At 71.8% G+C, this 21357-nt stretch carries 21 protein-coding genes; 9 read left to right on the forward strand and 12 right to left on the reverse strand.

The window, feature by feature from the left end:
* Positions 1-526: 526 nt before the first annotated feature.
* Complete coding sequence (gene fbaA / locus ACZJYS_RS06320; RefSeq protein ID WP_379648801.1) at positions 527-1621, reverse strand: class II fructose-bisphosphate aldolase; 1095 nt, start codon at positions 1619-1621, stop codon at positions 527-529.
* A gap of 220 nt (positions 1622-1841) precedes the next feature.
* Complete coding sequence (locus ACZJYS_RS06325) at positions 1842-2321, reverse strand: hypothetical protein (protein WP_109517729.1); 480 nt, start codon at positions 2319-2321, stop codon at positions 1842-1844.
* Between the two features lie 196 nt (positions 2322-2517).
* On the opposite strand from ACZJYS_RS06325, the gene ACZJYS_RS06330 reads away from it, so the two are divergent.
* Together ACZJYS_RS06330 and def are read left to right on the forward strand one after the other, a co-directional pair.
* Positions 2518-3903, forward strand: coding sequence for a calcium-binding protein (locus ACZJYS_RS06330; protein ID WP_493176548.1), 1386 nt, complete (start codon positions 2518-2520; stop codon positions 3901-3903).
* Positions 3904-4012: 109 nt separating this feature from the next.
* Positions 4013-4603 carry a peptide deformylase gene (gene def, locus ACZJYS_RS06335; protein WP_493176550.1) on the forward strand — a complete coding sequence of 197 codons (591 nt, stop codon included), beginning with the start codon at positions 4013-4015 and terminating at the stop codon, positions 4601-4603.
* Between the two features lie 9 nt (positions 4604-4612).
* Here the strand turns inward: def and ACZJYS_RS06340 are convergent, their stop codons facing one another.
* Positions 4613-5458 (reverse strand): sigma factor-like helix-turn-helix DNA-binding protein, encoded by an 846-nt coding sequence (locus tag ACZJYS_RS06340; protein WP_493176554.1) that lies wholly within the window; start codon positions 5456-5458, stop codon positions 4613-4615.
* 172 nt (positions 5459-5630) lie between these two features.
* Here ACZJYS_RS06340 and ACZJYS_RS06345 point away from each other — a divergent pair, with 172 nt between their 5' ends.
* Positions 5631-5852 (forward strand): NepR family anti-sigma factor, encoded by a 222-nt coding sequence (locus ACZJYS_RS06345; protein WP_146201914.1) that lies wholly within the window; start codon positions 5631-5633, stop codon positions 5850-5852.
* Between the two features lie 164 nt (positions 5853-6016).
* Positions 6017-6616, forward strand: a complete 600-nt coding sequence (locus tag ACZJYS_RS06350; RefSeq protein WP_493176557.1) for a class I SAM-dependent methyltransferase — start codon at positions 6017-6019, stop codon at positions 6614-6616.
* A gap of 41 nt (positions 6617-6657) precedes the next feature.
* Here the strand turns inward: ACZJYS_RS06350 and ACZJYS_RS06355 are convergent, their stop codons facing one another.
* Together ACZJYS_RS06355 and ACZJYS_RS06360 are read right to left on the reverse strand one after the other, a co-directional pair.
* Positions 6658-7674, reverse strand: coding sequence for a glycosyltransferase family 4 protein (locus ACZJYS_RS06355; RefSeq protein ID WP_493176559.1), 1017 nt, complete (start codon positions 7672-7674; stop codon positions 6658-6660).
* A 1-nt stretch (position 7675) separates the two neighbouring features.
* Positions 7676-8512: a UDP-2,3-diacylglucosamine diphosphatase gene (locus ACZJYS_RS06360; RefSeq protein WP_109517723.1), complete on the reverse strand. Its 837-nt coding sequence runs from the start codon at positions 8510-8512 to the stop codon at positions 7676-7678.
* Between the two features lie 404 nt (positions 8513-8916).
* On the opposite strand from ACZJYS_RS06360, the gene ACZJYS_RS06365 reads away from it, so the two are divergent.
* The 4 genes from ACZJYS_RS06365 (at position 8917) to ACZJYS_RS06380 (ending at position 14452) form a co-directional block, all read left to right on the forward strand.
* The gene (locus ACZJYS_RS06365) at positions 8917-9936 is read left to right on the forward strand and encodes a family 8 glycosyl hydrolase (protein WP_493176561.1); all 1020 of its coding nucleotides are present in this window, start codon (positions 8917-8919) and stop codon (positions 9934-9936) included.
* Positions 9937-10060: 124 nt separating this feature from the next.
* Positions 10061-12910, forward strand: coding sequence for a response regulator (locus tag ACZJYS_RS06370; protein WP_493176563.1), 2850 nt, complete (start codon positions 10061-10063; stop codon positions 12908-12910).
* Between the two features lie 165 nt (positions 12911-13075).
* On the forward strand, positions 13076-13699 hold the full coding sequence (locus ACZJYS_RS06375; protein ID WP_181378174.1) for a response regulator transcription factor: 624 nt from the start codon (positions 13076-13078) through the stop codon (positions 13697-13699).
* A gap of 36 nt (positions 13700-13735) precedes the next feature.
* A complete protein-coding gene (locus tag ACZJYS_RS06380) occupies positions 13736-14452 on the forward strand; it encodes an HD-GYP domain-containing protein (RefSeq protein ID WP_493176565.1) in 717 nt (238 codons plus the stop codon).
* A gap of 9 nt (positions 14453-14461) precedes the next feature.
* On the opposite strand, the gene ACZJYS_RS06385 is transcribed toward ACZJYS_RS06380, so the two are convergent.
* Complete coding sequence (locus tag ACZJYS_RS06385) at positions 14462-15088, reverse strand: hypothetical protein (protein WP_493176566.1); 627 nt, start codon at positions 15086-15088, stop codon at positions 14462-14464.
* Between the two features lie 108 nt (positions 15089-15196).
* On the opposite strand from ACZJYS_RS06385, the gene ACZJYS_RS06390 reads away from it, so the two are divergent.
* Positions 15197-15946 (forward strand): SDR family oxidoreductase, encoded by a 750-nt coding sequence (locus ACZJYS_RS06390; protein ID WP_109517717.1) that lies wholly within the window; start codon positions 15197-15199, stop codon positions 15944-15946.
* Positions 15947-15986: 40 nt separating this feature from the next.
* On the opposite strand, the gene ACZJYS_RS06395 is transcribed toward ACZJYS_RS06390, so the two are convergent.
* The 6 genes from ACZJYS_RS06395 to ACZJYS_RS06420 all read right to left on the reverse strand — a co-directional run bounded on the left by ACZJYS_RS06395 (position 15987) and on the right by ACZJYS_RS06420 (position 21357).
* The gene (locus ACZJYS_RS06395) at positions 15987-16976 is read right to left on the reverse strand and encodes a Bug family tripartite tricarboxylate transporter substrate binding protein (RefSeq protein WP_379648743.1); all 990 of its coding nucleotides are present in this window, start codon (positions 16974-16976) and stop codon (positions 15987-15989) included.
* A 92-nt stretch (positions 16977-17068) separates the two neighbouring features.
* Positions 17069-17758 (reverse strand): hypothetical protein, encoded by a 690-nt coding sequence (locus ACZJYS_RS06400; RefSeq protein ID WP_493176571.1) that lies wholly within the window; start codon positions 17756-17758, stop codon positions 17069-17071.
* A gap of 149 nt (positions 17759-17907) precedes the next feature.
* The gene (locus ACZJYS_RS06405) at positions 17908-18714 is read right to left on the reverse strand and encodes a cold-shock protein (RefSeq protein WP_146201911.1); all 807 of its coding nucleotides are present in this window, start codon (positions 18712-18714) and stop codon (positions 17908-17910) included.
* Between the two features lie 83 nt (positions 18715-18797).
* The gene (locus tag ACZJYS_RS06410; RefSeq protein WP_109517768.1) at positions 18798-20060 is read right to left on the reverse strand and encodes an NAD(P)/FAD-dependent oxidoreductase; all 1263 of its coding nucleotides are present in this window, start codon (positions 20058-20060) and stop codon (positions 18798-18800) included.
* 8 nt (positions 20061-20068) lie between these two features.
* Complete coding sequence (gene hpxZ / locus ACZJYS_RS06415) at positions 20069-20464, reverse strand: oxalurate catabolism protein HpxZ (RefSeq protein WP_109517714.1); 396 nt, start codon at positions 20462-20464, stop codon at positions 20069-20071.
* Positions 20465-20562: 98 nt separating this feature from the next.
* On the reverse strand, positions 20563-21357 hold the full coding sequence (locus tag ACZJYS_RS06420) for an FAD binding domain-containing protein (RefSeq protein WP_493176574.1): 795 nt from the start codon (positions 21355-21357) through the stop codon (positions 20563-20565).

Below are 21357 nucleotides of genomic sequence, written 5' to 3' on the forward strand. Positions count from 1 at the left end.
AGCAGGCCTTCATCGTGCAGCGCGGCCACCTCCGAATCCGGAAAGGCCCCGTCGGCGTCGCGGGCGGCGCCTAGGGCCCGGGCCAGCGAGGCCACGCGCTGCGCGGCGGCGAGAGGGTCCGCCGCCAGGGCGCGGCCGGTCGTAAGGCGCTGTGTCACAGCCGCCGCAACGCAGCGCCAAGGTCAAGGTTACGGCAGAGGTTGAAAAAAGACTGCCGGCTGCCCGTGCCTCAGGCGTGGGACGGCGCCATGCCGGGAACCCGCAGCACCCTTGAGGGTGCTTCGGGCACAGGCCGGGCAGATGCCGCGCAGCGGCCAGGCCGGCAGCGCGGCGGGCGCCGGCGTCAGCGCCGCCATGCCGGGGGCGGTGGTTGGATTGCAGGCCGGAAGATGGCCAGAACGGCACCCGCGCAGGGAAAGCAGCGAGATGCCGGCGGCGCCCGGCCATGCCCGTGCCGCGGCCGGGTTGGCGGGGCGCCCCGGGAAGGCCGGGCGGCGGCGCGCCACCGCCGCCCGGTTTCCGTGGCTCAGCCCGCCAGGGTACGGCCGGCGGAGCCGAGGTCGGCGAAGGCCTCGTCCAGCCGCTTGACGATGCCCTTCTCGCCGGCACGCAGCCACTTGCGCGGGTCGTAGAGCTTCTTCGTGGGCTTGCCGTTGGAGGGGTCGATCTGGTGGGTGAAGGCCACCGGGCTGGCCTGCACATAGGCGCCCACCGGCTCGGCGAAGGCGAACTGCGTGTCCGTGTCGATGTTCATCTTGAACACGCCGTAGGACACCGCCTCGGTGATCTTGTCCTTCTCGGAGCCGGAGCCGCCGTGGAAGACCAGGCTCATCGGCTTCTCGCCACCGCCGAACTTGGCGGAGACGGCCTCCTGCGAGCCCTTCAGGATCTCCGGCCGCAGCTTGACGTTGCCGGGGGCGTAGACGCCATGGACGTTGCCGAAGGAGGCGGCGACGGTGACATGGCCGATCGGCGCCAGCACCTCCCACGCCTTCAGCACGTCCTCCGGCTGGGTGTAGAGATGGGCGTTGTCGGCCGATTCCTCGAGGTCGTGGCCGATGCCGTCCTCCTCGCCGCCGGTCACGCCCAGCTCGATCTCCAGGCTCATGCCGAGCGGCGCCATCCGCTTCAGGACCTTGGCGCATTCCTCGATGTTGACGTCCAGCGGCTCGGCCGACAGGTCGATCATGTGCGAGGAGAAGAGCGGCTTGCCGGTGCGCTTCATGTGCTCCTCGCCATGGTCGATCATGGCGTTGACCCAGGGGAGCAGGCTGCGGTCGGCATGGTCGGTGTGCAGCACGACGCAGATGCCATAGGCGGCGGCCACGGTGTGCACATGCTGCGCGGCGGAGACGGCGCCCAGCACGCGGGCGGCGGCGGCATCGGGGCAGCCCTCGCCGGCGAAGAAGCGGGCGCCGCCGTTGGAGAGCTGGATGATGACGTCGGACTTGTTCTTGGCCGCGGCTTCCAGCACGGCGTTGATGCTGTTGGTGCCGACCACGTTCACCGCCGGCAGGGCGTAGCCGCCGTCGCGGCAGGCATCCAGCAGGGCCAAGTAGTCGGCGCCGGTCACCACGCCCGGGCGAAGCTTGGTCGGGGCCTTCTGGCCGGGGGGCAGCATGTCGTTCATCTCGGGTCTCCGGCTGTCTCGCGCGCGCGCTTGGTCATGGCATGAAAAGGCCGCCCCCCGCCGAGGGAGGCCAGCCTTTCCGTTCGATTAACCCTGCCATAGGGCAGAGTTGTGGCGGTCGCCAAGCGCAAGCTCAAGACACGCTTCGATCAGCCCCGCACTCCCCGCGCGGGCGGAACCCTCGCGGCCGGCACGCCGGCCATCAGCCTCCTCAGGCCGCGGCCAGCTGCAGCGGCGCCTTGCGCGGGCGGCGGCTCCTGGTGGGAGCCATGGCCGGCAGCAGCGGCGACATGGCGGAGAGGGTCTCCAGCAGCCGGCTGCGGGCCAGTTCCGCCCCGCGGCTCAGCTGCCCGGTGCCACCATCGGCGGTCAGGTTCAGCCGGTGGCCATCCAGCACCTTCTGCACCAGCTGCGCCACCGGGCCCTCGGCCAGCGCGGCGGCCAGCCAGGCGGCGGAGATGCCGCGCGGCAGCATGCAGCGAATCACCAGCCCCTGCCGCACCAGGAGCGGCACATCCCCGTCGGCGCCGAGCGGCGGCTCGATCTCGACGGTCACGCCATGCATGGCGCCGATCTTGAGGAAGGCGGCGCTGGACATCCTCCGCACCTCGCCGGCCTCGGCAACGTCATCGAGCATGGCCTGGTCGATCCCCGCCATGGCGTCCGAAAAATCGGTCGGCTTCCGCTGCATCTGAGCGCCCCGTCATGTGTCAATCAATTTTTCGTGATGGAAAACCTAGCAGAAAATTCGCCTTTTGCAACGTGCGAATTTCTGCGGCCTTCCCTTTCCGTTCAGCGGCGCCGCAACCTGCGACTCGGCTGGGACAGCCTGCGGCCTCTGTGTTAACAACAAGAAACTCAGGAAGCCGTGGCCCAGGAACAGACCAATGGTGCAGATCACAGCCGGAAGCCGGACCAGCCTAGATTTCCGGAATCCGGAGGCTGTTTCCTGGAATTACCTGACGTTTAGTTCACGGCAGGCAGGCTATGCCCGGGCGGATCTGAGATTCACCGGGGATGCCTCCTACGCCCTCGAGTTCTTCGGCAGCGGCTTCCAGTACGATGCCTATGGCGCTCCCGCGCAGGGCACCGTCTCCGGCTTCCAGGAGAGCCGGGACGGCATCACCACCCTCAGGGTGGAGGGGCTTTCCATGCCGGTCGGCCAGCTGCTGGGCGGCACCTGGCACGGCATGAGCGAGGCTGCCCGCGCCGCCCTCCTGGCCGGCGACGACATCCTGTCCGGCTCACCGCTCGACGACCATGTGCGCGCCTATGCGGGGAACGACGTGCTGCGGCTGGGCGCCGGCAACGACACCGCCCTGCCCGGCCCCGGCGATGATGTGATCGATGGCGGAGCCGGGCTGGACACGGTGGTGCTGAACGGCCAGGCCGCCGAGTACCGGCTGGTGGCGTGGAGCGGCACCCTGGCCACCATTCCGCTGACCGCCTCCGCCCTGGCGCTGGAGGGAAGCGACCGGCTGATCGGCGTCGAGCGCCTCCAGTTCACCAGCGGCGAGTTCCGCCCCGCCATCGGCGAGAGCTTCGCGCCGCTGGCCTACATCGCCGCCAATCCGGAGCTGATCCGCGCCTTCGGTGCCGATGCGGGGGCCGGATTCGAGCATTACCTGCATCATGGCGCCCGCGAGGGGCGGCCGGTGGCCTTCCAGGGCGCGGAATACCTCGCCTCCCACGCGGACCTGCAGCTGAACCTCGGCATCGATGTGCAGGCCGCCATCGCCCACTACATCCGGCAGGGCCATGCGGAGAAACGGGCGATCACCTTCAACGCCCTCGAATACACCGCCTCCTACGCGGACCTGATGAACGCCTTCGGCACCGACCGGGAGGCCGGCGCCCTGCACCAGATGACGCATGGCTGGGCCGAGGGGCGCGTGACGCGGTTCGAGAGCCTCGAATACACCGCCTCCTACACCGACCTCATCCTGGCCTTCGGCAGCAACCAGGACAGGGCGGCGGCGCACTATATCGAGCAGGGCCGGCACGAAGGGCGGACGGTGCTGTTCGACGCCCTCGACTACATCGCCTCCCATGACGACCTGATCGACGCCTTTGGCGCCAACCGCGAGGCCGGCGCCCTGCACTACCTCCAGTACGGACGGTTCGAGGGCCGCAAGGTCAGCTTCGACGCCGTGCAGTACCTGACCAACTATGTCGATCTCCAGGTCGCCTTCGGCGCCGACCAGGACGCGGCCGCACGGCACTACATCCTGTACGGCTCCCAGGAAGGCCGCACGGACGACCTCCTGGGCTGAAGGGCCCCGGCCGGACCGGGCCGGCGGAAGCGAGGGGCGGTGTTGCGGCCGGGCGGCGCCTCCCGCACATTCGGTGCCCGCCAGAAACCCTTTCTCCGCAGGAACCGGCATGGCCATTCTGAAGATCGCCCGCATGGGCCACCCCGTTCTGCTGGAGCGGTGCCAGCCGGTGCCGGACCCCGGCGCGCCGGAGATCCGCCGACTGGTGCAGGACATGTTCGAGACGATGGAGGATGCGCCGGGTGCCGGCCTCGCCGCGCCGCAGGTGCATGTGCCGTTGCGGCTCTTCGTCTTCCGCGTCCTGCCCAACCGCGCCACCGGCGCGCCGGACGACGTGCCGGTGGGCAACACCGTGCTGATCAATCCGGTGATCGAGCCGCTGGGCGAGGAGAAGCATCTCCGCTGGGAAGGCTGCCTCTCCATCCCCGGCCTGCGCGCCGCCGTGCCGCGCTACAAGCGGGTGCGCTACACCGGGCAGGATTGCGATGGCCGCACCATCTCGGCCGAGGTGGGCGGCTTCCATGCCGGCGTCGTCCAGCACGAGAACGACCATCTCGACGGCATCCTCTACCCGACGCGGATGACCGATTTCCGGCTGATGGGCTTCAACGAGGAGATCGCCCGCGTGCAGGAGGCGCAGGCCCTGGCCGAGGCCCGCCAGGAAGCCGGGGCCGCCGAAGCCGGGGCCGCTGGCGCCTGACGCCGCGCCTTAGGCGCTGAGCGTCAGGCGGCGCTCGCGCCCGGCGGCCAGGGCATCGCACACCGCCATCGCCAAGTGCCGGGCGCAGAAGGGCTTGCGCACCACGAAGGCCGGGGCGCGCTGCCCCGGCAGGGGAATCGGCTCCTCGCTCGCCGTCACGAAGACGATGGGCGCCGCATCCGCCGCGCCGAGCTGGCGCAGCATCGCCTGGCCGGCGCCGGTGGCCAGCCGCAGCTCGGACAGGATCAGGTCGGGCCGCCCGTCCTTCAGCAGCATCTCGGCCTCCCGCGCCGAGCTGGCGATGCCCAGCACGGTATGGCCGAGGTCGCGCATCGTCATCGACATGTCGAGCGCCGTCAGCATCTCGTCCTCGATGATCAGGATCTCCGCCGGGCAGGGCGGCACGGTGATGGCCCAGGCCTGCGCCAGCAGGGTGCGCGCGGCGCCCGGATCGACCCGGAGGATGCGGGCGATCTGCAACGGGGTGAAGCCTTCCAGGTGGCACAGCAGCAGGGCGTGGCGCTGCGGCGCCGTCAGCCGCCGCAGCCGGCGCCGCAGCCAGAGCCGGACCAGCGCATGCGCCTGCGATTCGGCCTCTTCCGGCAGCGCTTCCACGAGCCGGCCCGGATGGGGAGGCGGGCAGTCCAGGAGGCTGGAGAGCCGGTCCTGCACCGCGCGGTAGAGCCGCAGCCGCCCCGGAGAGCATTTCGAAGGGCGGCGCGATTCGTCGGTCAGCAGATCGTTCAGCGCGACTTCCACCACGCGGTCTGCCAGCACGCGGGACCCGAGTGCGGCGTGGGTGTAGCGGCGCAGGGCCCGCAGGACGGGTAACAGGTCGGCGGGGTCAGAGCCCATGCTCGCGTGACCTTCCTGCTCCTGGCAACCAACCTCCGTGCCGGCGGGTTTTCGGCCGGCGGGGCGCGCTTGAATTTCAGACCGAAGGCCTCACCGTTACAACTTCCCTGTCGAAATGCACAGGCCTACGCCTTTACGATGGCACACCACTTCGTGAGAAGAGAGCCCCCGCGTGGCTAAATCCGTCCCTGCGCCCGTGCCTGCCGAGGAAGATCAGGCCAGCGAAACGGCACCCGAGGACAAGGCGGCCGGCATCGCCAGCCCTGACGCCGGGAACACGCGGCGGGACTGGCTCGACGAGCGCCTGCGCGAGGAATACCAGGACGCGGCCGAGGAGCCGCTGCCGCCGCGGCTCCTGGCGCTGCTGCGCAAGCTGCGGCCCTCCGTTCATTAGGTGCCCGCTGCCGGCCTGAGAGGGCGCGGCGCGATGTGACGGGGCGGAGGACCACCGCGGGCAGCCGTGGCGGCCGCCCTGCTTCGCCGGAACGTCATGCCGCCGCCACGCATCTGTCGCAGGCCGCGGGTTAACGAATGCGGATCATCAAGCTGAGGTTCCGCATGCCCGACGCACTGCCCCCGCATGCCGAGGTTCCGCCCGGGAAGGTCGCCCATGCCGGTCTGTTTCTGCGGCGCTGGCTGGCCAATCCCCTGCAGATGGGGTCCGTGGTGCCCTCCTCCCCCACCCTCTGCCGCCGCATCGCGGCGCTGACGAGCCAGGGGCCCGGGGAGTACGTGCTGGAGCTGGGTGCAGGCACCGGAGTGCTGTCGCGCGCCCTGCTGGAGCGGGGCGTGCCACCGGAGCAGCTGATCGTCGTCGAGATCGTGCCGGAGATGGCGGCGCATCTGCGCCGGGTGCTGCCTGGCGTGCGCGTGGTACAGGGCGACGCCTTCGACCTGCCCGGCTGCCTGCCGCCCGAGGCCCGGGGGCGGATCGGCACCGCCATCTGCGGCATCCCGCTGGTGCTGCTGCCGCTGGAGCGCCAGCGCCGCTTCCTGGCGAGCCTGGAGGCGGTGGCGCCGGGACTCGGCTTCCTGCTCTACAGCTACTGCATCACCTCGCCCCTGCCCTGGCGCAAGCTCGGCCTGAGCGCCCGGCGCGAGGCCTGGACGCCGCGCAACTTCCCGCCCGCCAGCGTCTGGCGCTACACGCCGCAATGAGAGGCATGCCGGGGGGGGTGGCCCCTCCCCGGCCTTTTTGCCTAGACCCGCAGCGGCACGAGCTGGGCGCGGAACTGTGCGGCGCAGGCCTCCCAGGAGAAGGACTCCGCCCGCGCGCGGCAGGCGGCCCGGTCCGCCGAGAGGGCGCGCAGGCAGGCGGCGCGCAGGTCCGTGTCCATCGCCCCGATGTTCAGGGGCGGCTCGGCGTTGCCCAGCACGGTGCGCGGCCCGGGCTGCGGGTAGGCGGCGATCGGCGTGCCGCAGGCCATCGCCTCCAGCAGCACCAGCCCGAAGGTGTCGGTCCGGGAGGGGAACACCATCACGTCGGCCGCCGCGTAGGCGGCCGCCAGCGCCTCGCGGTGCAGGAAGCCGGTGAAGCGCGCCTCGGGGTAGCGCCGCTCCAGCGTGGCGCGCAGCGGTCCGTCCCCCACCACCACCTTGCTGCCCGGGAGCGGCAGGGCCAGGAAGTCCTCCACCCCCTTCTCCGGCGCGACGCGCCCGGCGTACAGGAAGATGGGCCGCGGCAAGCCGGCGAAGGCGTCGCGCGGGCCAGGCTGGAACAGGGCGGTGTCCACGCCGCGCGACCAGGGGCGCAGGCGGGTGAAGCCCTGCCCCGCCAGCTCCTGCCGCAGCGCCTCGGTGGCGACGAAGGTGCCGGCGGCAGCGGCATGGAAGCGCCGCAGCACATGCCAGGAGATCGCCGCCGGGACGCCGAGCCGCGCCCGCAGGTAATCCGGGAAGCGGGTGTGGAAGGCCGTGGTGAAGGACCAGCCGCGGGCCTGGCAGAGTCGGCGCATGCTCCAGCCGAGCGGCCCCTCGGTGGCGATGTGCACGGCGTCCGGCGCGAAGACCCCGGCCAGGGCACCCAGCTGCGGCCCCGCTCCCAGCGCCAGGCGGAGGCCCGGCTCACCGGGCACGGCGAGGCCGCGGAAGCGGTCCGGCCCCAGCACCTCCACCGTGTCTCCGCCGCGCCGCAGCGCGGCGGAGACCATGCCGAGGGTGCGCACCACGCCGTTCACCTGGGGCGCCCAGGCGTCGGAGACGATCAGGATGCGCATCTCATGCCGCCGGCAATGCGACGGGCGCCGGCAGGGCAGGCGGCGCGGCGTGGCGCCGGCGCTGCTCGGCGGCCCAGTCGATCAGCTCGAAGCGGCCATCGGCATTCTCCACCAGCGCGGTGCAGCTTTCCACCCAGTCGCCATCGTTCATGTAGAGCACGCCGTTCACCATGCGCATCTCGGCGTGGTGGATGTGGCCGCAGATCACGCCGTCCAGGCCCCGCCGCCGCGCCTCCTCGGCCAGCGCCACCTCGAATCGGTCGATCGCCTTTACCGCCTCCTTCACCTGGCGCTTCAGCCACTGGCTGAGCGACCAGTACGGGTAGCCGAGGCGGCGCCGCGCCGCGTTGAACCAGCGGTTGGCCACCAGCGCCGCGTCATAGGCCCAGTCGCCCAGATGGGCGAGCAGCGTGGCGTAGCGCACCACGCTGTCGAACTCGTCGCCATGGATCAGCAGGAAGCGCCGGCCATCGGCCGCCTCATGCACCGCCTCGCGCAGCAGCGCGACGCCGGCCACCTCGAACTCCGGCCCGGCCCAGTCGCGGAACACCTCGTCATGGTTGCCGGGGATGTAGGTGACGCGGGTGCCGGCGCGGGCCATGGCCAGCACGCGGCGGATGACCAGGTCGTGCCCCGGCTCCCAGTACCAGGAGCGGCGGAGGCGCCAGCCATCGATGATGTCGCCGATCAGGTAGAGATGGTCGCACTCGACCTGGTTGAGGAAGTCGAGCAGCAGCTCCGCGCGGCAGCCCCGCATGCCGAGATGAGTGTCGGAGATGAACAGGGCCCGGTAGCGGCGCAGGGCGGGGCGGGGATCAGGCGCGGTGCTGTTGGGCATTCCGGCTTCCCTTGGCTGGGCCCGGGCTTCTGACGTGGCTGCCGGACCGGGATGTTTCGACCAGGGCGGCAGTATCCGAGCCATGCGACGGAGCCGTGACCGTCACATGACAGGCGCTTGACGAATGAGGCGAACGCCGCGGCACATACAATTCTGCCGGGCAAATCAACCTGTGGTTTATAGACGGTGAAGCCGCCATGTCGCTGCGCGTGTTGTTCCCGGGAGTGCCGGACAAATTCTCTTGAACCCTGCAGACCATCGGGCTTGTGCGCGTATTGCGCGCATAGCTAAATGCTTTGCTATTGAAGGTAGTCACTGGTCCTTCAGGAATGGGTGGGCATCACGCAATGCAGGGGGCTTTCGGACGGCGGAAATGGGTGGCGCTCTGCGCCGGCCTGTTGGCCGTGGTGCCTCGCTTCCCGGGGTATGCGGAGTTCCGCTCCGCCTCCGTCATGCCCGACCGGCAGGAATGGGAGGGCTTCAAGGCCCTCTATCTGCTGCCCGTCGGCCGCATCATCGACACCGGCAACAACAACGCCTCCCATTCCGAGGGCCAGGGCTGGGCGCTGCTGATGGCGGAGGCGTTCGACGACCAGCCGGTGTTCGACCGCGTGCTGGCCTGGACACAGCAGAATCTGCGCCGCCCGCAGGATTCGCTGCATGTCTGGAGCTGGCGCCCGGACCGGCGGAATCCGGTGGAAGACACCAACAACGCAGCGGATGGCGACCTGTTCATCGCCTGGGCGCTGGAACGGGCCGGCCGTCGCTGGCACCGGCCGGAGCTCACCGAGCGGGCTGCCGCGATCGCCCGGGACCTGCATGAGCGCTGCGTGCGGAGAGTGGGCGGGCGGATCGTGTTGCTGCCCGCTGCCTTCGGCTTCGAACATCCCAGCTATACGGTCATCAATCCTTCCTACTATGTCTTCCCCGCCCTGGACGCGATGGCGCGGCTGCATCCTGAGGGGCTGTGGCGGCCGCTTCGCGAGGATGGGCTGGCGCTGCTGCGGGAGAGCGGCTTCGGCGCCTGGAACCTGCCGGCGGACTGGATCCGCCTGACCGGCAAGCCGGAGGAACCGCCCAGCCCGGCCGTCGGCTGGCCCGCCCGCTTCTCCTACGATGCCGTCCGCATCCCGCTCTACATGGCCTGGGCAGGGCTGCTGGACGAGCCGGCCGCCCGCGCTGCCGCCCGCTTCTGGAGCACCCGTCATCCGGCGGGTTACACGCCGGCCTGGACCGATTTTGCGCAGGACACCGTGGCGCCCTATGCGGCCGACAGCGGCATGCAGGCCATCATGCGGCTGGTCCTCGATCCGCAGGCCCGTGTCGCCGACCTGCCCCAGGTCCTGGCCGCGCCGCACTACTATGCCGCCGCCCTGACGCTTCTGGCCCGCCTGGCCGCTTTCGAGCGCACGATGCTTCTCTAGACCGTCCAGCTCAGCCTGGAGCATGAGGCTTTGCGTGGAGGCGCACCCTGAGAGCAGCATGGATCAGCATGGCGGAAGCGCCGACCGGCCTGAACCCTGTTAGCCGCCAAGGCGGTCGCGCCGCGTGAGGGCAGGCCGCGCGGCGGTGCTGGCCCTGCTGATGACCAGCCTCCTGGCAACCGCACTGGGACTCAACCTGTCGCTGGACCGGCGCCGGACGGAGGATCGCGTGCTGCGCGGCGTCAATGCGCTGGCGGAGGCCGCCGCCGCCCAGGCCGCGGCGATGCTGAACGGCCTGGACCAGGCGCTGCTCGGCCTGGAGGGACTCGACGAGGATGCCGAAGGGGTCCGGCGGCTGCAGCGGCACGAGGCGCTCGCGCCGGAGGGAACCGGGCTGTTTGTGCTCGATGCCGCCGGGGCGGTGAAGCTGGCGACCGCCCGGGGCCGGGAGCACCTCGCGGGGCTGCAGCAGGGCTATGTCGCCTCCCTCGCCAGCCTGCCGGCCGGGGAGCCGGCGCTGCATGTCGCGCCGCCGCTGCGCGGCGGCGAAGGCAGCATCCTGCCGCTGCTGCGCCGGCTGGATGCGCACCGCGTGGGCATGGCCTTGCTGCCCCTGCAGGGGCTGGCCGGACAGTATGCGCGGTTGCCGCTCGCCAAGGGTGCCCGCCTGCTGCTGTTCGACGCGGAGGGGCACCGCCTCGCCGTGCATCCGCCCGGGCCCTGGCAGGCCGGCGAGAAGCCGGCACGCGCGGAGGAGGTGGTGCGGGCCCTGCGCGAGCGCCGGCGTGCCTCGGGCATGGACCGTGCCACGGCCGACGGCACGCCACGCTACTATGCGGCGGTGCCGGTGCAGGGCCAGCCGCTCATGCTCATCGCCCTCCAGAGCCAGAAGGAGGTGATGGCGCCATGGTGGCAGCGCACCTGGCTGCTGATCGGGCTGGCTCTCCTGGCCACCCTCGCCATCGGCGCGGGCACGGTGCTGGTGCTGCGCGAGATGGCGCGGCGGCTGGCGGCCCGGCAGGCCGCCACCGCGCGGCTCGAGGCGCTGGCGCGGGGTTCGGCGCAGATCGCCGCCATGGCCGAGATGCCCGCCCTGCTGCACCGCGTCGGGCAGCTGGCGCGGCAGGCGGCTGCAGCGCGCTTCGCCGCCATCCGCCTGCACGAGCCGGCAGGCCATGAGCCGGTGATCGACCTGAAGCCCGGCGACGCGCCGCCCGCCCTGGCCGCGCTGCGCCGGCTGGCGCTCGAACCCGGCCTCGCCGGTGACGCGCCCTGCCTCTGGCCGGCGCAGGCGGAGCGTCCCGCCGCCCTGTCGGTGCCGCTGCGCGGGGCGGATGGCGCGCCGCTCGGCACACTTCTGGTAGGCGATGCCGACCATGCCTTCGACGCCGACGACATCGCCATGCTGTCGCAGCTGGGCGTTCTGGCCGGCATCGCGATCCGCAACCGGCGCCTGATCGGCACGCTGCACCACGCGGCGCAGGAGGCCGAAAGCGCCCGGGGCCGGGTCGAGTTCATCCTGGAGTCGATCAGCGATGGCTTCATCGCGCTCGATTCGGAATGGCGCTTCGCCTATGCCAACACCGCCGCCCGCCGGATGCTGAAGCTGGCGGAGGGCGCGTTGCCCCGCCAGACCCTGTGGCAGCGCTACCCCATCCTGCTGGAGACCGCGCTGGTGGAGCAGCTGCACACCGTGGCCGTGCGCGGCGGCCGGGCCGAGTTCGACATCACCCTGCCCTGTGAGGGCGGCGACCGCAGCTTCCGCATGCTCTCCTATCCCGCCGGGGATGGCATCGCCCTGCAGTTCCGGGAAACCGGCCAGCGTCAGGCCGCGGCGCCCGAGGCTCCGGCGGGCGGCGCGCTGCCGGGCGCGGCGATCATCCAGGCCGCCGGCCTGGCGCATGATCTGGGCCATCTGATGGCCGCCATGGAGGAGACGGCCTGCCGCCTGCCACCCGAGGCGGCGGAGGCGGCGGAGGCGCTGCGCCGGTCCGGCGCGCTCGGGCAGGCGCTCAGCGGCGCGCTGCTGGGGCTGATCCGCAGCGGCCGGACGGAAGCCCGGCCGGCCGATCCGGCGGCGCTCCTGCGCGGCCTGCTGGGCCTCCTGCGGCGTCTGGCCGGCCCCGCCGTGGCGCTGGAGGCCGAGATTCCGCCAAGCCTGCCGCCCCTGCCGCTGGAAGCGGGCCAGCTGGAAAGCGCCGCGGTGAACCTGGTGCTGAACGCGCGCGCGGCGATGCCGCAGGGGGGATCGCTGCGGCTCACGCTGCACCGCCTGGAGGCGGCGCCGGCGCCGCTGCCGCCGGGGCCGTGCCTGCGGCTTACGGTGCGGGATTCCGGCAGCGGGCTTCACGGGGCGGCCCTTGGCAGGGCGGGCGAGGCCGGCTTCAGCGAAAAGCCTGGCGGGCATGGCCTCGGCCTCGCCGCGATCGCCGCCTTCGCGCGGCGGCAGGGCGGTGCCTTCCGGTTGAGCGATGCTGCCGGCGGCGGATGCCTGGCCGAATTGCTGCTGCCCTGGTCTCCGCTCTCCCTGCCCGCCCCTTCCGAGACGCTGACGCCGCCACGGCTGGAGGGCAGCCCCTGCATCCTGCTGGTTGAGGACGAGCCATCGCTGCGCCAGCGGCTGACAGCGCAGTTGCAGGCGCTGGGCTGCGCGGTGCATGCGGCGGAGGACGGCCCGGCCGCCTTGCAGCTGATCGAGGAAGGGTTGCGCCCCGACCTGTTGCTGACCGATGTGATGCTGCCTGGCGGCCTCAGCGGCCTGCGCCTGGCTGAGAAGGCCCGGCATTGGCAGCCATCCTGCGCGGTGCTCCTGATCTCCGCCTATGCCGTGGAGGCGGGCGCCACGCCCGGCCAGCCGCCGCTTCTTCTCAAGCCCTGCACAGGCGATGAGCTGGCGGCGGCGCTGCAATCGGCGCTCACGCAGAAAGTTCTGGCATCCGATCCACTTTCAGGAGAAAAACTCACATTACAGTAGATTCCGCAAATTGCTCTGCTATCATAGCGAGCAATGGTAAACGAAACCACAACCCTAGAACCCCCGCTGCGCCGCCCGCGAAGCTTGGCGGAGCAGGCCCGCGTCGAAGGCATCCTGCTGGGGCTGGGTTGCCCTCGCACGGCCGCGACGCTCTCAGAAGCGTTGATGCAGTCCGGCTACCAGCCGAACCTCATCGACGACCTGAATGATTTCTGCGCGGCGCTGGAGCAGGCTCCGGCGCGGGTGGTGGTGCTGGATCTCGACTGGGCCGCGGGCTCGGCCCCCGAGATGCTCCGCCGCATTCCCGGCCGTGGGCGCGGCCTGGTGGTGCTGAGCCGGCAGGCCGGCGAGGCGGAGCGCGTGGCCAGCCTGGAGCTGGGCGCCGATGACCATCTGCCCCTGCCCGTCTCCCCGCGGGAGCTGGTGGCCCGGCTGCGGGCGCTCTCCCGCCGCCTGCCGGCGCCGCCGGCCACGTCGGAGCCGCTGCCGCCGCGCATGGCGATGGGCGTGCTGCTGGACCCTGCCCGGCAGAGGCTGGTCCCCCCCGGCGGGTCGGAGATCCATCTCACCGGCGCCGAGGCCGGGCTGCTGGCGATGATGCTGCGCGACCCCTCCCTCACCGCCGAGCGGGACATGATCGCCGAGCACGTGCTGGGCTATCGGCGGCGGCCGCAGCAACGCGGCGTGGACCAGTTCGCCTCCTCGCTGCGGCAGAAGCTGGAACAGTCCTCGAATGGCGCCATCCAGCTTCTGGCGGTGCGCGGGCGCGGCTACCGGCTGGTGTGGTAGCCTCGCCGCATCCACCCGGCAGGGCGATGATGCGCGATGATTCAGAGTGCCTGTGACGTGCTCGGGCCGGGCGCCACGCCCGGCAACCTCTCCCGCCAGAGCCTGCGCCTGCTGGCGGCCATCCGGCGCCACCATCCGGCGACGGCGGATCATTCGGTGCGGGTGGCCACGGTGCTGCTGGCCATGTGGAGCCACCGCCCGGACGGGCTGGGCGACATGGCCGAGGTGGTGGCGGCCGGCCTGCTGCATGATTTGGGCAAGGTCTTCCTGCCGACCAGCCTGCTCGATGCCGCCCGCGGCCTCAGCGCCCGCGAGACGGACATGATGCGCGCCCATCCCCTGACCGGCGCCGAGGCCCTGGCCGCGCTGCGCTACCCGGAAGCGGTGCAGGCGGCGGCGCGGGACCACCATGAGCGCTGGCAGGGCGGCGGCTATCCCGGCGGGCGCGCGGGCACGGCCCTGTCACCGCTGGCGCGCGCCATCTGCGTGGCCGATTCCTTCGTCGCGATGATCGAGCCCGGGCGGGCCTATCGCCGGCACCTCAGCGTGGCCGAGGCGCTGCGCGAGGTGCAGGCCTGCTCCGGCACCCAGTTCGACCCCGATTTCGCGGCGCTGCTGGTGGAAGCGCTGGGCGAGACCTTCCAGGCGGAGCTGGGCCTGGACCATGGGCTGAGCCGCAGGAGCACCATGGCCGGGCTGCTGCCTTCGCACCTGCTGGAGCGCGCCCTGCGTCTTCCGCCCTGCCCCTGGTGAGGCGGTGCCTTAGCGCGAGAGGCCGGGAATGCTTTGCGCCAGGCCCGGCGGCAGGTTCTTCAGCAGGCCGGGCGGCAGCGTGACGCTGCGGTACTCGGGCGGCAGGCGGAAGCGGGCCGGGTCCTGCCGGGTGTAGGAGACGGCGGTGGCCTCCAGCATGCCCTGCTTGCCCTCATGCTTGCCCTGCGCGCGCAGCAGCACGCCATCCGGCGTCAGGCAGACGGTGCCCTGCCCGTCCGGATTGCTGACGCGCCAGATGTCGCAGCGGTGGCCGGCCACGGTGGCGCTGCCGGCCGGCGTCATCGTCGTGCCCGGCGGAAGCCCACCGGTCAGCGGCAGCTTCTGCTCGTCCGGCAGTTGCATGGCGGTGCGCATCGAATCCATCACCATCATCGCCTGGCCGCGCGGCAGGTCTACCAGCACCCAGCCCGGCGCCTCCGGCGGCTCGACCCGCAGCCGCCGCTCGGCGGCGAGCCATGCCGCCTGCACCGTGCGCGGTGCCTCGCGCCCGCCGCGGGCCGTGTAGGTCACCGCCACGTCGCGGGTGGGCCAGAGCTGGGCGGGGGCGTTCTGCGCCAGGGCGGCGCCGGCGCCGGCCCCCGCGAGGGCCAGGGCCAGGATGGCGGTGCGTCGCATCGGAAATCCCCCTACCGGCCAGGCCGGACAGCCGCGCCGGAGCTGGCTTGCGCTTCCGCCCCGGCCGCCGCAGGCTGCGGCACGATTCAGTTAAGAAGGGGAACGCCCATGAGCAAGATCGCCGTCGTCACAGGCGCGGGCAGCGGCATCGGCCGCGCCGCCGCGCTCGCCCTGCTGGGCGCAGGCTGGCATGTCGCCCTCGCCGGCCGCCGCGCCGATGCGCTGGAGGCCACCATCGCCCAGGCGGGCGAGGCCGGCGCGCGCTGCCTGGCGGTGCCGACGGATGTGGGCGACGCCGCCTCCGTGGCCGCGCTGTTTGCCGCCGTGAAGGAGAAGTGGGGCCGCTGCGACCTGCTGTTCAACAATGCGGGGCGCGGCAGCCCAGCGGTCGATTTCGACGAGATCTCGCACGAGGACTGGTTCGGCGTGGTCGCGGCCAACCTGAACGGCGCCTTCCTCTGCGCGCAGGAGGCCTACCGCATGATGAAGCACCAGGAGCCGCGCGGCGGCCGCATCATCAACAACGGCTCGATCAGCGCCTACGCGCCGCGTCCCGGCTCGGCCCCCTACACGGCCACCAAGCACGCCATCGGCGGCCTGACCAAGTCGCTCAGCCTCGACGGGCGGAAATGGGACATCGCCTGCGGCCAGATCGACGTCGGCAACGCCGCGACCGAGATGACCGACCGCATGACCAAGGGCGTGCCGCAGGCCAACGGCACCATGATGGTGGAGCCGCGCATGGATGTGCGGCATGTGGGCGAGGCCGTGCTGCACATGGCCTCGCTGCCGCTCGACGCCAACATCCAGTTCATGACGGTGATGGCGACGAAGATGCCCTTTGTCGGGCGCGGCTGAGCCAGGCGGGCCGGGGCGCGACCGCCCCGGCCCTGCCGCGTCAGTCCACCTGCGCGCCGGAGCGGCGCACCACCTCGCCCCAGCGGGCGATGTCGCGCTCCTGCACGGCGCGGAACTCGGCCGGGGTGGAGAGGGTGCTGGGCGTGATGCCCTGGGTGTCGATCAGCCAGCGGCGGAACTCGGGCGTGGTGATGATGCGCTGGATCTCGGCGTTCATCCGCGCCTGGATGGGCTCCGGCAGGCCGGGCGGCGCGAAGATGCCGTACCAGGTACTGCTGTCGAAGCCCGGCAGGCCGCAGGCCTCGGCCACGGTGGGCACCTCGGGCAACGCCTCCAGGCGCTTGGCCGTCGTCACCGCCAGCCCCTTCACCTGCCCCTGCTTGATGTAGCCGATGGAGGGGCCGGACTGGTTGAAGAACAGGTCCACATCGCCGGACAGCAGCGCCGTCTGCGCGCCGGGCTGCCCGCGGAAGGGCACATGCACGATGTCCAGCCCCGCCACCTGCGCGAACTGCGCGCCGGCCAGGTGGGTCGAGGCGCCGTTGCCGGTGGAGGCGTAGTTCAGCTTGCCCGGCTGCGCCTTCGCCGTGCGGATCACGTCCTGGCAGGTGGCGAGGCCAGGCCGCCGCTCCGCGCTGACGGTGAGCACGTTCGGCACGTCGCCCAGATGGGCGATGGGCGTGCTGTCCTTCACCGGGTCGAAGGGCAGGCTGCGGTAGAGCGTGGCGTTGATGGCGTGGGTGCCGGCCGTGCCGAAGAGGAAGGTGTAGCCATCCGGCTTCGCCTTGGCCACATGATCGCTGGCGATGTTGCCGCCGGCGCCGCTGCGGTTGTCCACCACCACCGGCACGCCCAAGGCCTGGGAGAGCGGTTCGGCCAGCTTGCGCTGGTAGATGTCCACGCCGGAGCCGTTCGGAAAGCCGCCCATCAGGGTGATGGGCCGGTTGGGCCACGCGGCGTCCTGTGCCTGTGCCGTGGCGAGAGGGGCCCATAAGCCGGCCAGTGCGAGGCCAAGCAGCAATCGGCGCATTGTCGGTGGCTCTCCTTCTGTGTGCAGCACCGAGGCTATCCCTGCGCCGGCAATGGGGGGAACCCGGAAAGCGCCCCCTTTCCACGCCGCGTTCAGACGCTGCGCAAATCCAGCAGGCAACGGGGCACCAATGCGCCCAAACCGATGGCATGCCCGGCAAGCTGCTGGCGGATCTGCAGCGCCTGCAGCCGCGCCGCCTCCTTCAGCAGGTCCGTGTCCTCCAGCGCGCCGAGCGTGGCCTGCTGGTCGTCCAGCTGCTCCAGGTTCAGCGAAAGCTGGGCCTCGATGGCGCCACGGTCGGCGGCGAAGCTGTCGCGCGCTTCCAGCACGGCCAGGGCGAAGGCGCTGAGATCCGGCAGCATGGCGCGGGCGGCGGCCGAATCGGCGGGCGGGCGCGGCAGCCGGCTGGCGATCCGCTCCAGCAGGTCCAGCGAGCGAAGCATGCCCGGGTTGCCATCCTCCGCGTTGCTCATCAGCAGCTGGCTGACATGGCGCGAAGCGGCCAGCAGCGAGAGGATCTCCTGGAAGTTCCGCTGGTAGCGCGCCAGGGCGGCGCGACCCTCCTCCCCGGGCAGGGCGGGATCTGCGATCAGGACGAGGATGCGGCCGGCCTCGCTGGCCAGCATGTCGATGTCTTCCAGCACCTGGCGCAGCAGGTCGAGCATTGCCTTGGCGCTGCTGAGTTGGCGCCCGGCGGCGAGGATGCTGTCGAGTTCGTCCATCTCCGTGGGCCGCAGGCCAGGGGATGGCGTGGGAAGCAGGGGAGCAGAATCCAGCGACATGCAAGGGTTTCCCTTCAGCCGGCTCCGGCCGGCGCTCGGGATATGTTCTGGACCCGCAGCATTGAAGATATCGCTAAGGCACGAAAAAGCCCCCGGCGCGGGCTGCGCCGGGGGCTCTGTTCATTCCGTCGCGGGACGGCGCCGGGGGCTCAGTTGCCCTTCAGCACCACCGCCTGGCGGCCACGCTGGCCGTCGCGGACCTCCAGGTTGAGCTTCTCGCCCTGCTGGACATCCTGCTTGCCGGCGCGCTGCAGCACGGAAGAGTGCAGGAACACGTCCTGGCCACCATCATCCGGCGTGACGAAGCCGAAGCCGCGCACCTGGTCGAACCACTTCACCGTGCCGTTCACGGCGTAGGTCGGGCCACCCTCGTCACGGCCGCCGAAGTCGCGGCGCGGCGGACGGTCGCCGAAGCTGCGCGGCGCGCCGAAGCCACCACCGCCGCCGCCGCCACCAAAGCCGCCACGGTCGCCGAAATCACGGCGCGGCGGACGGTCGCCGAAGCCGCCACGGTCGCCGAAGCCACCGGGCGCACCGAAGTCGCGGCGCGGCGGACGGTCGCCGAAGCCGCCACGGTCGCCGAAGCCACCGGGCGCACCGAAATCGCGGCGCGGCGGACGGTCGCCGAAGTCGCGGCGCGGCGGACGGTCGCCGAAGCCACCGGCACCAAAGTCGCGGCGGGGACGGTCGCCACCGGGCGGGGCGCCCGGGCCGAGCTTGCGCTCGTGGATCTTGGTCACCAGCCGGCGACCCTGGCGGTCCGCGCCGATCTCGCAGACCAGCTTGTCACCGGTCTCGGGCGGCTCGATCCCGGCCTCGGTGAGCGCCGAAGCGTGGAAGAACACGTCCTGACCGTCCGGGCCCAGTACGAAGCCGAACCCCTTACGGCCGTTGTACCACTTGACCTCGGCCTCGATGGGCCCGGCGCCGCCCTGCGAATCGTTATCCGGAAACACTGCGTCTCGTATCCGTAAAAGTGTGCGGCCCGACGGGATGCAGGGCCGGCATGGTCCATCCTCGCACCAGAGCGTCCCGATTGCTAGTCGAATCGCCGTGGATCGTAGGGTTCCAGCGCAATATCCGGGCGCCGGCCGGCCAGCAGCGCGGCCACCAGCGCGGCCGTGCGCGGGCCGGCCACCAGCCCCACATGGCCATGCCCGAAGGCCAGCACGATATCGCCCGAATTCCGCGCCGGGCCGATGCAGGGCAGGCCGTCCGGCATGCTGGGACGGTTGCCCATCCAGACCTTCACCCGCTCCGCCGGCAGGTCGCGCGGCAGGCCGGGGAAGCAGCGCAGCAGGTGGTCGCGCAGGATCTCGGCGCGCTTCCAGTTGGGCGCCGCGTCGAGCGCGGCGATCTCCACCTGCCCGGCGACGCGCAGCCCCGCGCGGGTCATGGTGATGGCCATCTTGCCGTCCGACGGCATCAGCGGAATGCGTGGCCCCGTCTCGGGATTCGCGATCACCGCGTGGTAGCCGCGCTCGGTCTGCAACGGCACGCGGCTGCCGGCGGCGGCGGCCAGCACCCTGGAATGGGCACCGGCGGCGATCACCGCCCGGTCGGCGGCGATCTCGCCGCCCTGCGTCGTCACCGCACGCAGCCTTCCGCCCTCGACGCGGAAGCCGGTGGCGGCGCTGCGCGCGCGGCGCACCCCTTCCCGCTCGGCCAGCGCCACCAGCGCCGCCACATAGGCGCCGGGGTCGGCGCAGTGGCCACCCTGCTCGGCCAGGATGCCGAAAGTGTAGCGGCGGTCGAGGGTGGGCTCGCGCTGGCGCAGCTCCTCCTCCCCCACCTCGCGCCAGGCGAGGCCGACCTCGGCGCGGATGCGCCAGGCCATCGCCTCCGCCTCGAAGGCGGCGCGGCTGGGATAGATGTACATCAGCCCGGTGCGGTGGATCAGCTCCGGCACCCCGGCCTCCTCGGCCAGCGCCTGGTGCAGCGCGGGCGCGCCGTCGAGCAGCGGCTTCAGCGCCCGCGCGGTGCGCAGCACCTTGGCCTCGGTCCAGCCGGCCCAGAGATAGCGCAGCAGCCAGGGCGCCACGCGCGGCAGGTAGCCCCAGCGGATGGCCAGCGGCCCCAGCGGATCGCGCAGGAAGCCCGGCACCTTCTTCCATGTCCCCGGCATGGCGGGCGGGATGACGGATTGCGGCGAGAGCCAGGCGCCGTTGCCATAGCTCGCCGCCTGCTCGCCGCCCGGCTCGCCAGGATCGATGAGGGTGACATCCCAGCCCTCGCGCCGCAGCGCCAGCGCGGTGGCGGCGCCGACGATCCCGGCGCCGATGATCGCGGCATGGCCCCGCATGGCGCCGCTCACCGCGATTGCAGCGCGGCGTCGCGCCCGAGCAGCGAGACGTGGGCGGAGACGACGCGCCAGCCTTCCGGCAGCCGCGCCATGATCTTGGTCTCCCGCCCGATCAGGCCAGTGCCGACGCGCTCGTATTCCAGATGGGTGGCGGCGAAATCCTGCCCGAAGGCGACGATGTGCACCGTCCGCTGCACCCGCTGCGCATAGGCCTTCACCGAGGCGCGGAAGGCGCGGATGGCGTCGTGCCCGTAGAGGATCTCGCCGATGCCGAAGCGCACGGTGCGCGGATCGGCCCAGAAGATGCCGTCCAGGATTTCCGTGCGGTTGTTCATCAGCGCGTCCTCGTAGCGGTCGAACACCGCCCGGACTTCCGCAATCACCGCCGGATCGTCGATCTGCACGCGAGCACCCCTCCGCTGCCAGGAACCAGGAGGTGCAGCGTGCCGCAGCACGCGCGCGGGCGAAAGGGGGCCGGCCATAGGGCCGGCCCGGAATCGCCTCAGCCGGCGTCGGCCACGGCGCGCTTGGCCATCACCGTCACCAGGTTGGCGCGGTACTCGGCGCTGCCATGGATGTCGCTGTTCAGATCGTTGGCCGACTGGCGGATATTGGCCACGGCCTCGGGCGACCAGTTGGCGGCGAGCGCGGCTTCCATCTCCTTCTGGCGGAAGGCGCAGGAGGCGGCGCCGTTGACGCCGACGCCCACGCCCTTCGGCCCCTTGGCGACGAAGACGCCCGTCATCGAGTAGCGGCTGGCCGGGTTGCGCAGCTTGGCGTAACCGGCCTTCTCGGGAATCGGGAAGGAGACGCCGATGAGCAGCTCGCCCGGCTCCATCGCCGTGGTGAACATGCCGACGAAGAAATCGTCGGCCGGGATCTGCCGGCGGTCGGTGATCAGGGTGGCGCCGAGGGCGAGCGCGGCGGCGGGGTAGTCGGCCGCCGGGTCGTTGTTGGCCAGGCTGCCGCCGATGGTGCCGCGGTTGCGCACCTGGGTGTCGCCGATGGTGGCGGCCATGCGCGCCAGAGCCGGGATCGCCGCCATGATCTGCGGGTCGGTCGCCACCTCGAAATGCTTGACCATGGCGCCGATGACGATGGCATCGCCCTCACGCTTGATGCCGCGCAGCTCGGCGATGCCGGAGAGGTCGATCAGCGCCGTCGGCATGTTCAACCGGTGCTTGAGGGCCGGCAGCAGGGTCATGCCGCCGGAGATCGGCTTGGCATCCGGATCCTCGGCCAGCAGCTTCACCGCATCCGCGAGGCTGCTCGGCTTGTGGTAGGCGAAATCATACAT

Source organism: Roseomonas sp. TS2, assembly GCF_058833935.1.